12 protein-coding genes and 1 tRNA gene are annotated in these 14,444 nt (G+C 62.7%); 8 read left to right on the forward strand and 5 right to left on the reverse strand.

The annotated features are described in order from the left end of the window. Nucleotides 1-78 precede the first annotated feature (78 nt). Nucleotides 79-1,920, forward strand: coding sequence for a PHA/PHB synthase family protein (locus ACP15D_RS15575; protein ID WP_424958347.1), 1,842 nt, complete (start codon nt 79-81; stop codon nt 1,918-1,920). 5 nt (nt 1,921-1,925) lie between these two features. On the opposite strand, the gene ACP15D_RS15580 is transcribed toward ACP15D_RS15575, so the two are convergent. Then, nucleotides 1,926-3,932, reverse strand: a complete 2,007-nt coding sequence (locus tag ACP15D_RS15580) for a protein-L-isoaspartate(D-aspartate) O-methyltransferase (protein WP_424958348.1) — start codon at nt 3,930-3,932, stop codon at nt 1,926-1,928. A 241-nt stretch (nt 3,933-4,173) separates the two neighbouring features. Between ACP15D_RS15580 and ACP15D_RS15585 the strand changes: the two genes are divergently transcribed. Next, the gene (locus ACP15D_RS15585) at nt 4,174-4,407 is read left to right on the forward strand and encodes a hypothetical protein (protein WP_424958349.1); all 234 of its coding nucleotides are present in this window, start codon (nt 4,174-4,176) and stop codon (nt 4,405-4,407) included. Between the two features lie 83 nt (nt 4,408-4,490). On the opposite strand, the gene ACP15D_RS15590 is transcribed toward ACP15D_RS15585, so the two are convergent. Next, complete coding sequence (locus ACP15D_RS15590; RefSeq protein ID WP_424958350.1) at nt 4,491-4,841, reverse strand: hypothetical protein; 351 nt, start codon at nt 4,839-4,841, stop codon at nt 4,491-4,493. Nucleotides 4,842-5,166: 325 nt separating this feature from the next. Between ACP15D_RS15590 and ACP15D_RS15595 the strand changes: the two genes are divergently transcribed. After that, nucleotides 5,167-5,586: a CBS domain-containing protein gene (locus ACP15D_RS15595; RefSeq protein WP_424958351.1), complete on the forward strand. Its 420-nt coding sequence runs from the start codon at nt 5,167-5,169 to the stop codon at nt 5,584-5,586. Between the two features lie 139 nt (nt 5,587-5,725). Here ACP15D_RS15595 and ACP15D_RS15600 read toward each other — a convergent pair whose 3' ends face one another. After that, entirely contained in the window at nt 5,726-6,358 is a 633-nt protein-coding gene (locus ACP15D_RS15600; protein WP_424958352.1) for an SH3 domain-containing protein, read from the reverse strand. A 306-nt stretch (nt 6,359-6,664) separates the two neighbouring features. On the opposite strand from ACP15D_RS15600, the gene ACP15D_RS15605 reads away from it, so the two are divergent. From ACP15D_RS15605 to recQ, 5 genes are all read left to right on the forward strand, one after another. Next, nucleotides 6,665-8,896, forward strand: coding sequence for a TonB-dependent receptor domain-containing protein (locus ACP15D_RS15605; protein WP_424958353.1), 2,232 nt, complete (start codon nt 6,665-6,667; stop codon nt 8,894-8,896). 113 nt (nt 8,897-9,009) lie between these two features. Then, the gene (locus ACP15D_RS15610) at nt 9,010-9,531 is read left to right on the forward strand and encodes a hypothetical protein (RefSeq protein ID WP_424958354.1); all 522 of its coding nucleotides are present in this window, start codon (nt 9,010-9,012) and stop codon (nt 9,529-9,531) included. A 19-nt stretch (nt 9,532-9,550) separates the two neighbouring features. Then, nucleotides 9,551-10,057, forward strand: coding sequence for a group III truncated hemoglobin (locus ACP15D_RS15615; protein ID WP_424958355.1), 507 nt, complete (start codon nt 9,551-9,553; stop codon nt 10,055-10,057). Next, nucleotides 10,057-11,247, forward strand: a complete 1,191-nt coding sequence (locus ACP15D_RS15620) for a cytochrome-c peroxidase (RefSeq protein ID WP_424959251.1) — start codon at nt 10,057-10,059, stop codon at nt 11,245-11,247. The genes ACP15D_RS15615 and ACP15D_RS15620 overlap by 1 nt, the downstream gene beginning before the upstream one ends. A 116-nt stretch (nt 11,248-11,363) precedes the next feature. Beyond that, on the forward strand, nt 11,364-13,211 hold the full coding sequence (recQ, locus tag ACP15D_RS15625; RefSeq protein ID WP_424958356.1) for a DNA helicase RecQ: 1,848 nt from the start codon (nt 11,364-11,366) through the stop codon (nt 13,209-13,211). Between the two features lie 160 nt (nt 13,212-13,371). On the opposite strand, the gene ACP15D_RS15630 is transcribed toward recQ, so the two are convergent. Both ACP15D_RS15630 and ACP15D_RS15635 read right to left on the reverse strand, forming a co-directional pair. Then, a tRNA-Gln gene (locus ACP15D_RS15630) sits at nt 13,372-13,445 on the reverse strand. A 97-nt stretch (nt 13,446-13,542) separates the two neighbouring features. Continuing rightward, nucleotides 13,543-14,358: a M15 family metallopeptidase gene (locus ACP15D_RS15635; protein WP_424958357.1), complete on the reverse strand. Its 816-nt coding sequence runs from the start codon at nt 14,356-14,358 to the stop codon at nt 13,543-13,545. Between the last annotated feature and the right edge of the window lie 86 nt (nt 14,359-14,444).

Genomic DNA, 14,444 nt, shown 5'->3' on the forward strand with positions numbered 1-14,444 from the left:
CAACGCTGTCACAATGAACTGACGTAATACGACGGCAGATTGAAACGACGCACCCCGTAGCTGGTGAGAGGCCCTCCCATGGCGACACGCCCCAATACACAGCTGGCGGTACGTTCCCCCCAGGCTCTGCAGCCCGCCCAGCGAACGCTCCCCGTGCGCGCACCCGGAGCCGCATTCGCCGATGATCCGGCCGACGACGCGGCGAGCGGTCTCGCCGATGCCGTCGATCGTTCGGTGCACTACGCCATGTCGCGGCTCACGATGGGGCTGTCGCCGGCGGCCGTGCTCGAGGCCTATTACGATTGGATGCTGCACCTCGCGGGATCTCCGGGCAAGCAGGGGCAGCTCGTTCACAAGGCGCTGCGCAAGTGGCTGCGTCTCGTTCATTACACGACGGCTGCCATTGCCAATCCGAGTTGCCCCGAATGCTGCATCGAGCCGCTGCCGCAGGATAAGCGCTTTCGCGGCGACGCATGGAAAGCCTTCCCCTACAACGTGATGAGCCAAGCTTTTCTGCTGCAACAGCAGTGGTGGCACAACGCCACGGTCGGCGTACGCGGTGTTGAGCGCGATCACGAGAAGCAGGTCGAATTTGCCACCCGCCAGATGCTCGACATGCTCTCGCCGTCGAACTTCCTTTTCACCAATCCCGAGGTGATGCAGAAGACGATCAGCGACTTCGGCATGAACCTCGTGCGCGGCTATTGGAACTTCGCCGAGGATTTTCAGCGCGCAATCGATGGCCGCCCGCCCGTCGGCATGGAGAACTTCAGGGTCGGCGAGACGCTGGCGGTGACGCCCGGCGAGGTCATCTATCGCAACGACCTGATCGAGCTGATCCAGTATGAGCCACGCACCAAGCGCGTTAAGGCCGAGCCCGTGCTGATCGTGCCGGCCTGGATCATGAAGTACTACATCCTCGACCTCAGCGCACAGAACTCGCTGGTGCAGTACCTGCTCGACCGCGGCTACACGGTCTTCATGATATCCTGGAAGAACCCGGATTCGTCTGACCGCAACCTCAGCTTCGAGGATTATCGCAAGCAGGGCGTCGAGGCCGCGCTGGATGCGGTCCGCACGGTCATTCCCAACCGCAAGGTGCACGCTGCCGGCTATTGCCTCGGCGGTACGCTGCTCTCCGTTGCCGCCGCCACGCTCTCGCGCGAGCATCGCGATATCTTGGCCACGATGACCCTATTCGCCGCTCAGGTCGACTTCACCGAGGCTGGCGAGCTCACGCTGTTCATCAACGAGGGCCAGGTCTCCTTCCTCGAAGACATGATGTGGAAAGAGGGTTATCTCGACGCCCGGCAGATGTCCGGCGCCTTCCAGCTTCTGCGTTCCAACGACCTCATCTGGTCGCGCATGGTGCACGACTATCTGATGGGCGAACGTGAGCCGTTGTTCGATCTCATGGCGTGGAACGCCGATTCAACGCGCATGCCCTATCGCATGCACTCCGACTACCTGCGCCAGCTCTTCCTCAACAACGACTTCGCCGAGGGGCGCTTGCGCACCGACGGAGAGATCGCCGCGCTCACCGACATCAGGGTTCCCGTCTTCGCGGTCTCCACCGAGACGGACCACGTGGCGCCCTGGCGCTCTGTCTTCAAGCTGAACCTGCTGCTCGATACCGAGGTCACGTTTTTGCTGACCACCGGCGGCCATAACGCCGGTATCGTCTCCCCGCCCGGCAACTCGAAACGCAGCTATCGCGTGGCGACGCGCACAGATGCCGACATCTATCTCGATCCCGACACGTGGTACGTGAAGATGATGCCCAACCAGGGTTCCTGGTGGCCGGAGTGGGTGCGCTGGCTCGATGCACATTCCAGCGGCGAGGTCGATGCCAGAGAGCCCGGAGGCGGCAAGCTCACGCCGCTGTGCAAGGCGCCCGGAACCTACGTCCTGCAGACCTAGCCGCGTCAGAGCCCGAATGGATATGTATCCGGCACGCCCTCGAGGTTACGCGTGACAAGCGGGCTGACGGCTGACGTGGTGTCGATCCACACGTACTCGTCGAACTGCCGCGGCAGCACCGCCTGGAAGTAGTGGCTCGCGATCTCCGTGTCGGGGCGGTAGATCACACCGATCGCCCGTTCGATACGCGGCAAAGACAGCGGCTCTCTGAGGCCAGCGGCAAGATTTCGCCCCAGCGGCAGCATGAAGCGCGCTTTGCCGGTTTCCTCGCTCACCGCGTGGCACTGGCGTTCGTGGCTCCTCGGCTGCGACGGACGCACCTTCATCACCTGCATCGGCCCATCCCAGTCGGAGGCAGCAGCAACGGTTCCGCTGTCGGTCCCAAATCCGATCCGGTAGGCTGCCTCGCCGTACTCGCGCCGGCAGAGCTCGCCGATATTGGTCTCGCCGCGGCTGCCCATCTCCGTGGCGCTCGCATCTCCAACGTGCGAATTGTGCGCCCAGATGACAGCCTTGCTGTGCGGCCCATAGAACGCAAACAGCGCCTTGAGCGTCTCGAACATGTGCGTGTCGCGCAGGTTCCACGACGCGCGCGAGCCGTAATACATCACGCGGTAATAGCGCTCGGCGCTGGCAACGAGACGCGCGTTCTGCACCGCGTCGAGATACCGTTCGCCGTCTCGAACCGCGTATTCCCGCTGGCGCGCAAGGATGCCGGACAGCATCAGCGCAACTTCATTCTCACAAGTGCGGTAGCCGCCACTGAGCGCCGCACGCCCGTACGTTGCAGGATCCGATTGCCATGGCGTCAGACAACCATACCTCTCGCGTGCGATTTCCGCGGCCTCGGGATCGACTTGGTCGAGGTATTCGAGCACCGCCCGGATTGATGTGTGCAGGCTGTAGAGATCGAGGCCGTGAAAGGCGACACGCTCCTTCGGCAACATGCTGTGATTATATTCGCGCAGCCAGTCGACGAATTCCCGGACCTCTTGGTTGCGCCACATCCACGTTGGGAAACGCGCAAAGGCGGTCCACTCTGAAGCGGGAAACTCGAAATGCCGCACGTAATGGTCGATGCGCGCCGCATCCGGCCAGTCGCCCTCTATGGCAACGAAGGTAAAGTCCTTCCGCGTGATCAGCGCGCGCGTGATCTTCTCGCGCAGCCGGTAGAACTCCGATGTCCCGTGCGTCGCCTCCCCGATCAGCACGACGCGGGCATCGCCGATGCGCGTCAGTAGCCGATCGAGGTCGGCGTCATCCACATCGTCGAACGGCTCGATTTGCTGTTTCAGCGCCTTGACGAGGTCTGCATCGACGCCGTCTTTGCTGGGTTTCTTCGCTCGCACGCGGGGGCGGCTAGGCTCCTCCCATCCCTCTTCGCCAACCAGGGGGACGAAGCGCACGTCGGCGATATCTTCGGTCTTGTACTCGTCGTCGCTGACGCGCGTGATGCGGACCAGCTCCTGAGCACGCGGATCGCGCCCAACCGGGATGACAAGTCGCCCGCCGACCTTTAGCTGCTGCATGAGCGAGCGCGGAACGTCCGGGCCGCCGGCGGCGACGATGATGGCGTCGTAAGGAGCATGCTCCGGCCATCCGCGCGTGCCATCGGCGTGCAGCACATGCACGTTGCGATAACCGAGGTCGGCAAGACGCTCCGAAGCTTTGGCAGCGAGCGCACCAATGCGCTCCACCGTATAGACCTCGCCAGCAATGCGCGACAGAACCGCCGCCGCGTAACCTGATCCAGCTCCGATCTCCAGCACCCTTTCGCCGCCCGACAGCGCGAGCGCTTCGACCATGAACGCCACGATATACGGCTGCGATATCGTCTGCTCTTCACCGATCGGGAGTGGCGCGTCCTCGTAGGCGTAGTCGCGCATATGAGAGGGCAAGAACCTCTCGCGCGGCACTTCGTTCATCGCATCGAGCACCAACGGGGACCGAACGCCGCGCCCCTTTATGTGGTGCTCGATCATGTACTCGCGCTGGGAAGCAAAGCCGCTCATTGGAGTTTCCAGGATTCGACGTGGCGTGCCCGACCCGTTGGCACACTACGACGCGTGCGCAAGGTGCGCGAGCCGCATGACAAGAGATTTGTCCGCTCCCCCAATAGCTGGTTACGCAACTCGATAGCGTTGTTCATGGCGATCCAGAATCGCAACGAGCGGCACCTAACAGGCAGATCCCAATCAATTTTCTTTAATACGTGATGGGGTAGCTATGGAGCGGCAGGAACGGGAGAAGCCCATGAAGTTTAGTTTGAAGTACATCGCTCCGTTGGCCGTCGTCGCTGGCGGCGTTATCGCAGGCAACGCAATGGCTGCCGACTTTGGCCCGCCGCCGCCTCCTCCGGCGCCTCCGGTCGTGTACGTTGCGCCTGACTATCGCTGCATGCGCTGGAGCCAGCGCTGCGAATTCCGCTGGGGCCTCGGCACCTGGCGTTACGCTCGCTGCATGTATCGCCACAGCTGCGGCGCCTGATCGGCCACTGGCCAATCACAATGATCACTGGTGAGGCCGGCGAAAGTCGGCTTCACTTCCACTGGGCAACCGCGACGCCGTCTTCACGCGGCTGATCGCGCGCGATTAGGTTGCTGGGCCGAAGGCTCGGCGAGAAGAGTTCCGCTGTTTATCGCGGCAAGGCGCAGCCACTCGCCCTGGTATTGGATGAATGCCCTGTTCCAAAAATCGATCCACGTCTGCTGCACGTCCTGAGGAGACCGGCAGTGCGACAGGCGCTCAGGTAGCCGCACATCCTCTTCGATCCGCGCAAGCGTGAAGTCGGTCAGCTCCGAAGTCACTTCGATTGCCCGCGTGCACATGGCGTCGGTCAGCTGCACGCCTGTCGCGAGCGCCGGACCTGTCCACGCCACCAGCTGCTGATCCGCTTTCGTCGCGATCTGTTCCTTCGCCATTTTCTGCCTCCACGAATGAAGCCGCGGTTTCAACGCCAATACCTGGCAGGCCGCTGCGGGTGGGGCCCTGTCCTGACCGGCCCGGGCATCTGATCGTGACGAACGCGCGGCGCGGCACCGGGTTCGCCAATCAGAACCTATCAATGCGCTCGCACGTGCGCACTGCCAAGCCCATATGAGTTGAGCAGACGACGGAACACGTGCGTTGACACGCATCAATTACTCGCATTGCATCTATCGACCCGCCGCAATGCGCCATTGATCCGTAGCAAGAACATTACGTCACTGCTTGAAGTAGAGGAGCCTAAAGCCAGAGGAGAGTTTTATGAAAATTCGCGAGCTGATGCATAAGGGCATTGAAGTCATGCCGCCCGAAACGCCGCTTTCCGTGCTGGCGCAAAGAATGCGCGAAAAGGACATCGGCGCAATTCCAGTTGGCACCAAGGACAAGTTGCAGGGCATGGTGACCGATCGCGACATCACCATTCGCGCGGTGGCGAACGGCAAGGATCTGTCGAAGCTCACCGCCGCCGATGTGATGACCAAGGGCGCCGTATGCTGCGCTGAAGACGAGACGGTCCACGATGTATTGCGCACCATGGAAGCCAAGAAGATCCGACGCATTCCCGTGTGCGACCAGAGCCGTCACGTGATTGGCATGATCAGTCTCGGCGATATCTCAGCGGCGGCGACAGACAAGCTCACTGCCGAGGTCATGAAGGCCGTGTCGGCACATCACGCATGATGCATCGCTAGAGCGAGGCCAGAGCACGCTCAAGCGGGCACGCAGCGACACTCGTGGGTCGATGCGGCGGGCCCCGCAGAGAAACGCCCGGACAGCGAGCTGCCCGGGCGTTCTTATTCACAGAAGGGACGATGTCACGTCAGCGTCGGTCGTCGCGGCGATCATCCCGTCGATCATCCCGTCTATCATCGCGCCGGTCGTCCCGGCGATCGTGCCGATCATCGCGGCGGTCGTCACGATGCTCGACTCGAGCGGGACGACGCCAGCCCCTCTCCGGGGGTGCACGCATGCCCTTCGGGGCAGTATAGCCTGAACGCCACCAGCCGGGCTTACGCGGACCAGACGGGGGAGCGTGCCATCCACGGCGCGGCTGCCACTTGTAGGAGTACCAGCGCGCGCGATCCCGGTACCAAGGACGCCCGACGTAATAGCGATCCCAGTAGTCGCGCACCGAGAACGTCACGAAGGGAATCCGGAAATAGGCTGGACCGTAGTCCGGCAACAGCACCATGTTTCCACGGTAATCGAAGGCGATGTATTCGCTGTAGACCCAGCCGCGATCAGGTCCCCAGCGGACGTCACACCAGGACTCATCGCGCAGGCAGCCTTCGACGTAGATCGGCTCACCTTCGGGGATGACACCGAGACTGGGATAATCGATGTCGGGCCCTGTCCGCATATTTACATTGGCTGTCGCATAGCCGGGGTCGGCCTGCGCAGCGGCGGCTCCAAGCACTGTCGCCAGCGCGGCCACGATTATTCTAAACTTCATTCGCATTCGTCTCCTCGGGGGTAGGTGAGGCTCATTTGTGCGCCAACCTTGGCAGGTTGATGGCCGCCGCCACATTTAGTTGACGCGCCGCTGTCCAACGATAGGCCAACGGTTCGAGGAGCCGATTTCCGGCGCCGCCGCATCTGTTTCAGTCAGGTCGGCCAACAATTGCACACGCGGGCAGCAGTGCCGGGAACGTTGAGCTGTGGCTACTGATCTTGGACAGGTGTGATCAAATTACACTTGCTTTACGTTGTATCCGTGTGAACATAGCGGCACGGGGTACTGAGTAGGGGTGTAATTGTAATGCGTACGTTTGCGTACGCGGCGCTGTGGGGCGCCGCGATGGGAATCCTATTGCCTGCTGCCAACGCGCAGGAGGCGCCGCTGACGGCGGCAGGTGACGTAACGGCTTCCGAGGCCACGCCGCTGCCGCCACTGGACGTGACAGCGCCGTCCCAGCCGTTGAACAAGCCAAAGACCAGCAAAGCCAAAAAGAGCACGACAACGAGTGCTTCGAGTGCCCCGTCCGAAGCGGACGAGGGAACCGAGGGCGACGGCAAGACCGGTATCTTCACCCTCGGTCAGCTTTCGATGATCGGCGGCGCCACGGTTTCCAACGAGACCATGTGGACCTTCAATACTGTCACACTCCCGCAGGCGGCTGCGCTCGCACCAGGCGTTTCCATGGCCCAGTACGGTGGTACCCGCAATGAGGGTGACGTGATGGTGCGCGGCTTCGACCGCTGGCGCGTGCCGCTCACCATCGATGGTGCGCGCATCTATCTGCCCGCCGACAACCGCATCGATATGAATCGCTTCCTGACTCCGGACATCGCCGAGATTCAGATCGAGAAAGGCTATGTCTCCGTATTGAACGGGCCTGGAGGCATGGCCGGCTCGATCAACATGGTCAGCCGCAAACCCACCAAGGAACTCGAGTCCGAGGTGCGTGTCGGGATGACCTTCGACGGCGATCTCTCCACGAAGAATGCCTTCACCAGCTATGGCCGTGTGGGCACGCGTCGCGATGAAGGCTACGCGCAAATAAGTGGCACGATCTACAACGTCGACCAGTGGAATCTCTCGGGCGACTACTCGCCTGTAGCGGGTGCGCTGGAAAAGGGTGATGGCCGCGACGGATCCGAGACCCGCGACTGGCGAGTAAACGCCAAGATCGGCTACACGCCGAATGCCACTGATGAGTATGCGATCAGCTATACGTCACAGGCCGGCGAGAAAGGCGCGCCGCTCTTCATCGATCAAACCAGCACTTCTTCCGGAAGATTTTGGCAGTGGCCAAAGTGGGATATGACAAGCCTTGCAGGCTTTACACATACCAAGCTGGGCGAGGCTTCGTACGTAAAGACCAACGCGTACTACAACACGCTCAACAACTCTCTGTTCTCATACGATAACGCGTCCTATACGACGCAGTCGTTGGGGAAGAGCTTTAAGAGCTGGTACGATGACGTCGTTTACGGCGGTTCGGTCGAGGTCGGAACCGATCTCATCCCAATGAACACGCTGAAGGCATCGGCGCACTATCGCTTCGACCATCACGGCGAGCACGACTACAACCGGCCGGACAGCTCCAGCGGCTATGTCGAGCCGATGCAATATCGCGAAGAATACAATTGGTACTTTGCCGCTGAGAACACGTTCCACGCGACCAAGTGGTTCGATATCGTAGCTGGCATCAGCCAGGACAACTCGCGCCTCAAGCGAGCCGAGTACTACGATAGCACCTCCGGCGTCGTCAAAGGCTATCCGACGGGAGAAAATGATGCATGGAACTGGCAGAGCGCGGCGATTCTTCGCTATAGCGAAGATGGAAAGGTCTACGCGAATGTCTCGGAGCGCTCGCGCTTTCCGACGTTGTTCGAGCGTTATTCCACCCGCTTCGGCACGGCACTTCCCAATCCCGACCTCAAGGCGGAGAGAGCGCGAAACTATGAGCTCGGTTGGGGCGACACGTTCAACAAAAGGCTGAAGGTATCGGCGGCGGTCTTCTACACCGAGATCAGCGACTACATCGACTCCGTCTACCAGTACACAGACTCGTCCACCGGCAATGATGTCCGTCAGAGTCAGAACGTCGGCGATGGTGTGAACCGCGGCATTGAGTTCTCGGTCGACTACGATCTGTTTCCCGGTCTGCGCGTTGGCGGCAACTACACCTACCTGCATCGCAAAATCTCGGATCCAGTGGATCCGAACTTGAAGCCGACGGATACGCCGACACACGAAGCGTTTCTTTATATGTCGTGGAAGGCGATGCGCGACCTCACCATCACGCCGAGCCTTGAGCTGGCCAGCAACCGCTGGAGCGTCGTCAGTGGCACATCTGGTCTCACTGCTGACTACGCCAAGGTCGGCTCCTACGCGCTCGTGAACCTCGATGTCGAGTATCGCCTCGATGAGAACTGGACCGCTTCGCTCGCAGGCAAGAACCTGACGGACGAGTATTACGAGCTGACTGACGGCTATCCCGATCCGGGCCGCCAGTTCTACGCCAACATCCGCGCTCAGTTCTGATCTGGGCAGGTTGTAGTCAGGCCGGCGCGTGCACCCCCGTCCGCGCGCCGGCCTTCTCCTTTTGATCTTGGTCAAGTGCCATTGCGCCCCCCGCGCTTAACTTTGGAGTCGCTATGAAAATCGCCCACGCCCTGTTCGCCGCGCTGGTATGCGCCGCCGCTGCCGCATCGTTCTCCGCGCCCGTCCTCGCCGAGGACTGCACCGGCTTCAAATGGCCGCTCGACGCCGAGCTGCGTTGGCTGGCGGCAAACGACGACGTCGCCGTGAAGTCCGAAGGCACGCTGTCCATGCTGCCTGGTAAGGCCGTGGCCCTGTCGCTGCAGCCCGCTAAGTCGGTGAAGATGCCCGTCGCTCCGGGTGTGAAGGCGCAGCGCATCGGCGCCGACACCTTCTCGGGCTGGTTCACGATCGAAGGCCTGAAGCCCGGCCTCTATCAGATTTCACTCTCTGATAACGGCTGGATCGATGCCGCGCAGAACGGCGAGCTCATCTCCTCCAAGGGCTTCAGCGGACGCCAGGAATGCAAGGCCATCCATAAGAGCGTCCGTTTCGAGATCGGCGAAGGGCCGATCACAGTTCAGATCAGCGGCGCGCCCAAAGAAGTCATTCGCGTCACGGTCAACCAAGGCAAGTAGCGGCGAAAGCGCGAGGCAGATGTCAGATACTGGTCGTGATGAGGCAGCTACCGCCGGTGCCCAGGAAACGCTGGCCAACGTCGGCTCTCTCGACGTTGCATCCATGGAAGCGGCGATCGAACGCTGCGTGCGCCTCTTCTATGATAGGGCGCACGCCGACGAGCTGCTCGCCCCCGTCATGCGGGCAGGCATCGTCGACTTCGAGCGTCACGTCGCCGTCGTGTGCGATTTCTGGTCGCGTGCGCTGCTCGGCACGGAGCGCTATCAAGGTAAGGCATATCCGGCTCACGTGGGCCTGCCCATCCGGCCGGAGCACTTCGACCGCTGGTTGGAACTGTTCGAAGAAGCGGCGGCTATTGAGCTTCCGCCCGCTCAGGCAAAGTTCGCCATCGACAAGGCGCACCACATGGCTAAATCGTTCATGGCTGGACTGTTCCCTCTGGAGACGCCGCGCATGAAGGCACACCGCGCCAGACTGGTTTTCGAGTGGCCGCAGACTCAAACGGACCCTTCACGGCGCTCATGATGATTCGGCGGGGGAGAGCGTCACGATTGGCACGAGGCGCGCTGCCGCTCGCGGCAGTCGCGGGTGCAGTCGTCTTTGCCGCGGGCTATCTCGCCATTCCGGGGAACGCTGCCGATCCGCCCGCTGTCACACCTGAATCCCTCGGCAACGACCTATTCTTCGACGTCAACCTGTCGAAGAACCGGGCGCAGGCGTGCGCGAGCTGCCATTCGCCCAACCTCGCGTTCACAGACCCACGCGCCAACGCGAAAGGCGCAGGCGCAGTCTCCGTCGGCGACGACGGCAAGTCGATCGGCGAGCGCAACGCGCCCACCGCGACCTATGCCAGCTTCGCGCCTGAATTCCACATCAACGCCAAAGGCAAGGCAGTCGGCGGTCTGTTCCTCGACGGCCGCGCCAAGAACCTGGAGGAGCAAGCCGGCGGCCCGCCTCTCAATCCGGTCGAGATGGGCATGCCCGACAAGGCGAGCGTCGTCGCCCGCCTCAAGGAGAACCCGTCCTACGTTGCAGCCTTCAACACGCTCTATGGCGCGGGCGTGCTCGATGATGTCGAGAAAGGTTTCGCGGCCATGACCAGCGCCATCGCCGCCTTCGAGCGCACGCCGCAGTTTGCGCCGTTCGATTCGAAGTACGACCGCTATCTGCGTGGCAAGGAAAAGCTGACCGACCAGGAAGAGCTCGGCCGCGTGCTCTTTTTCTCGACCCAGTTCACCAACTGCAGCCAGTGCCACAAGTTGAATATGATGGGCGGGTCGGAGAAAGAGGTCTTCTCCAACTTCGAGTACCACAACGTCGGAACGCCCGCGAATGCGGCGCTACACGCCGCCAACGGCAAGCCCGCCGATCGCGGCCTCTCCGCCAACCCGGCCATCAAGGGCACCGCCGAAGAGGGCAAGTTCAAGGTGCCGACGCTTCGCAACGTCGCCGTCACCGGCCCTTACATGCACAATGGCGTCTTCAACGACCTGCGCACCGTCGTGCTGTTCTACGACAAGTACAACAGCAAGAGCCGCAAGAGGCAGATCAACCCCGAGACGGGCAAGCCCTGGGATCCGCCCGAGGTCCCCCAGAACCTCTCTATGAAGGAGCTGGAGACCGGCCCCGGCCTCAATGACCGCCGCGTCGATGCTCTCGTCGCCTTCCTCAAGACCCTCACCGACAAGCGCTACGAGCCGCTGATACCGCAATGAGCTGCGTATAGCGTGGGGCAGCGGCGCTGGCGCACCGGCGAATCGCGCTACCCAAGGCTGAGAATGGGCAGCATAGTGTCTCGCAGGGGATGTCGGGTACCACAGCGCGCAAGCAAATGACCTCAGCCGGCCAGATTGATCGCGCGCGCGAGGTCCTGGCCGACGTGTTCGGCTATCGCGACTTCCGCTCGCACCAGGCGGGTATCATCTCCTCGCTCATCGCCGGCAGCGACGTTCTTGCGCTGATGCCGACCGGCGGCGGCAAGTCGCTCTGCTACCAGATCCCCTCGCTTGTGCGCCCCGGCCTCGGCGTCGTCGTCTCGCCGCTCATTGCCCTCATGCAGGACCAGGTCGATGCACTGAGCGCTGCTGGCGTCAAAGCCGCTTTCCTCAATTCGACGCTCGACTACCGCGCGCAAACGGCGCTGGAAAACTGGATCACGTCCGGCGGTCTCGACATCCTCTACGTCTCGCCCGAGCGCCTGTTGCAGGACCGCACGCTGGCGCTGCTGTCGCGCACCGACATCGCCCTGTTCGCCATCGACGAGGCGCATTGCGTCTCCCAATGGGGCCACGACTTCCGCCCGGAGTATCGCCAGCTCAAGCTGCTGGCCGAACGCTTCCCCTCAGTGCCGCGCATCGCGCTGACGGCCACCGCCGACGAGCGTACCCGCGAGGAGATCGTCGCCGAGCTGCGCCTCGAGAAAGCCGAGCGCTTCGTCGCCTCGTTCGACCGCCCCAACATCCGCTACACCATCTCCGATGCCGGCAGCATGGGCGCGCGTGAACGCCTGTGGCGCTTTATCGAGGGCGAGCACGCCGAGGACGCTGGCATCGTCTACTGCCTGTCGCGCAAGTCGGTGGAGGAAACCGCCGCCTGGCTGTCTGGCAAGGGCCGCACCGCGCTCGCCTACCACGCCGGTCTCGAAACCGAGGTGCGCCGCAAGGTGCTCGAGCGCTTCCGCAACGAGGCAGGCATCATCGTCGTCGCCACCATTGCCTTCGGCATGGGCATCGATAAGCCGGACGTGCGTTTCGTCGCCCACCTCAATCTGCCGAAGTCGCTGGAGGCCTATTACCAGGAAACTGGCCGCGCCGGCCGCGACGGCCTCCCTGCGAATGCCTGGCTCGCGTACGGCTTGCAGGACATCGTCCAGCAGCGCCAATGGATCGTACAAAGCGATGGTTCGGAAACCCACAAGCAGGCGCAGCGCCAGAAGCTCGCCTCGCTCGTCGGCTTGTGCGAGCTGCCGAGCTGTCGCCGGCAAGCTCTGCTCGCTTATTTCGGCGAGCGCCTCACCGAGCCTTGCGGCAACTGCGATAACTGTATCAATCCGCCGCGAACCACTGACGGCACCGTGCTCGCGCAAAAGGCGCTATCCGCCGCCTATCGCACCGGTCAGCGCTTCGGCTCGACGTATCTCATCGAGGTGCTGCTCGGCCGCGAGTCGGAGCGCATCGTCCGCGCCAGCCACGATCGTCTTCCCGTCTACGGCATCGGCAAGGACACCGACGAGGCGACATGGAAGGCCGTCTTCCGCCAGCTCACCGCCGCGGGGCACCTCACCGGCGACGACGAAGGCCACGGCACGCTTCAGCTCACCGAAGCGGCGCGCCCGATCCTTCGCGGCGAAGAGAAATTCCTCATCCGCTTCGCGCCCAAGGAAACACGCGCGCCGGCGAGCCAGAAGTCGAAGCGCCAGAACAAGAGCACGATCGTCGTCGCCGATGGCGACCGGGCGCTGTTCGATGCCCTGCGCGCGCTGCGCTCCAAGCTTGCCGCGGAAGCAAAGCTGCCTCCCTACATCATCTGCAACGATGTCACGCTTGCTGAACTGGCCCTCTTCCGGCCGCCAGATGAATCGGCGCTGCATGGCATCACCGGCCTCGGCAACAGCAAGATCACGCGCTACGGCGCCGCCTTCCTGGCCACCATCGCCGCCCATCCCTCCCGCCGCTCCTGAAGCCACGCGCCGAGTTAGGCGGCGAGCCGCCCTCGGCGACGGCACGGCCAGAGACGCATCATGGGTGCTCGATCCGCCGCTGATATCCGCCGCGCAGTCTGCGCCCGAAGGCGGCCTACGCACCGCCGGCCGTCATCACTGCATTCGAAATCGAAAGAGTTGGCTGGGGGACTAGGATTCGAACCTAGACAGGCAGAGTCAGAGTCTGCAGTCCTACCATTAGACGATCCCCCAATGCCGGGATCATCGGCGGAGCTAGCCGCCGGAGGGCCGCATATAACAGGTGCTTCGCACCTCCGCAACCGGGCAACCGCCGGTCGCGGCGATCAGGCTATTCCGCACCATGCGCCTCGCCGCCGCGGCCCCCCACGAGTTCCGGCCGGTACTCGAAATGCATGGTGTCGTAATGATACCAGCGCCCACCCCAGATGAACCCGTGCCGCTCGAATATCCGCACGATCTCCATCGGGATCTCGTTCCGGAAGGCGACCCCGCCATCCTTGCCGTTCACCCCATCGCGCCAGTAGTGCGCCCGCTTCAGCGCGATATCGATGGCAATGCCATGGCCATGCGCCGATACCCGGTTGGTCCCGGCGATCACACGACAGTTATACGTGCCGGCCGAGGGCACCAGGAAAACGTCGAAAGCGCCCGGCAGCTCGTCCAGCTCGCGGCTCACCGCCGCGAGCGCTTCGGCTGCTCCGTTGCGGCGGTTGAAGGGAAGGCGCTGCTTACTTCGCTTTGGCAGCCAAGCCACGCGCGTCAGATCCGGCTCCACCTCGCCCCGGCGGCAGTCGCCATAGACCTTGTCGAAGAAGGCTTTGTTGCGTGCCCGCCCCGGATCGACGTCCCTGGCGGGCGGCGAAACGTCATCGCCTGCGGGGTAGGGCACGGCCAGCATGTCCTCGATGTCGGGATCATCGAGCCAAGCCTCGAAGCGCTTCGCCCCCCGGCCGTCGTCCAGCGGCATGCGCGTGCCGTCCCGCCAGACGAGTTCGTTGCCTTCGATCCGGCTGAGGTAGCCCGGATAAGCAGCGAGCAGACGGGCGCGCTCGGCATCGCTGAGTGCACCCGCAACGGCGCCATGGCCATGGAGTGCCACGGCAACAAGAGCCGCGATCGTCGCAAAAAGGGCCTGCCGGAGCATGGGTTAAGTCTATTTCAGCTACGCTCCGCTGAGGATAGCAGGCTCTTGAGACTTACGCTTTACGCCCCGCCGATTACTGCTAGACT

It is taken from the genome of Hyphomicrobium sp. 1Nfss2.1, from assembly GCF_965243865.1.
Lineage (GTDB): Bacteria > Pseudomonadota > Alphaproteobacteria > Rhizobiales > Hyphomicrobiaceae > Hyphomicrobium_A.

What these genes read in the sequence shown, in the direction of transcription:
- ACP15D_RS15580 (WP_424958348.1), bottom strand. Translation starts at nt 3,932, where the DNA reads ATGAGCGGCTTTGCTTCCCAGCGCGAGTACATGATCGAGCACCACATA.
- ACP15D_RS15635 (WP_424958357.1), bottom strand. Translation starts at nt 14,358, where the DNA reads ATGCTCCGGCAGGCCCTTTTTGCGACGATCGCGGCTCTTGTTGCCGTG.
- ACP15D_RS15600 (WP_424958352.1), bottom strand. Translation starts at nt 6,358, where the DNA reads ATGAAGTTTAGAATAATCGTGGCCGCGCTGGCGACAGTGCTTGGAGCC.
- recQ (WP_424958356.1), top strand. Translation starts at nt 11,364, where the DNA reads ATGACCTCAGCCGGCCAGATTGATCGCGCGCGCGAGGTCCTGGCCGAC.
- ACP15D_RS15595 (WP_424958351.1), top strand. Translation starts at nt 5,167, where the DNA reads ATGAAAATTCGCGAGCTGATGCATAAGGGCATTGAAGTCATGCCGCCC.
- ACP15D_RS15620 (WP_424959251.1), top strand. Translation starts at nt 10,057, where the DNA reads ATGATTCGGCGGGGGAGAGCGTCACGATTGGCACGAGGCGCGCTGCCG.
- ACP15D_RS15585 (WP_424958349.1), top strand. Translation starts at nt 4,174, where the DNA reads ATGAAGTTTAGTTTGAAGTACATCGCTCCGTTGGCCGTCGTCGCTGGC.
- ACP15D_RS15590 (WP_424958350.1), bottom strand. Translation starts at nt 4,841, where the DNA reads ATGGCGAAGGAACAGATCGCGACGAAAGCGGATCAGCAGCTGGTGGCG.
- ACP15D_RS15605 (WP_424958353.1), top strand. Translation starts at nt 6,665, where the DNA reads ATGCGTACGTTTGCGTACGCGGCGCTGTGGGGCGCCGCGATGGGAATC.
- ACP15D_RS15610 (WP_424958354.1), top strand. Translation starts at nt 9,010, where the DNA reads ATGAAAATCGCCCACGCCCTGTTCGCCGCGCTGGTATGCGCCGCCGCT.
- ACP15D_RS15575 (WP_424958347.1), top strand. Translation starts at nt 79, where the DNA reads ATGGCGACACGCCCCAATACACAGCTGGCGGTACGTTCCCCCCAGGCT.
- ACP15D_RS15615 (WP_424958355.1), top strand. Translation starts at nt 9,551, where the DNA reads ATGTCAGATACTGGTCGTGATGAGGCAGCTACCGCCGGTGCCCAGGAA.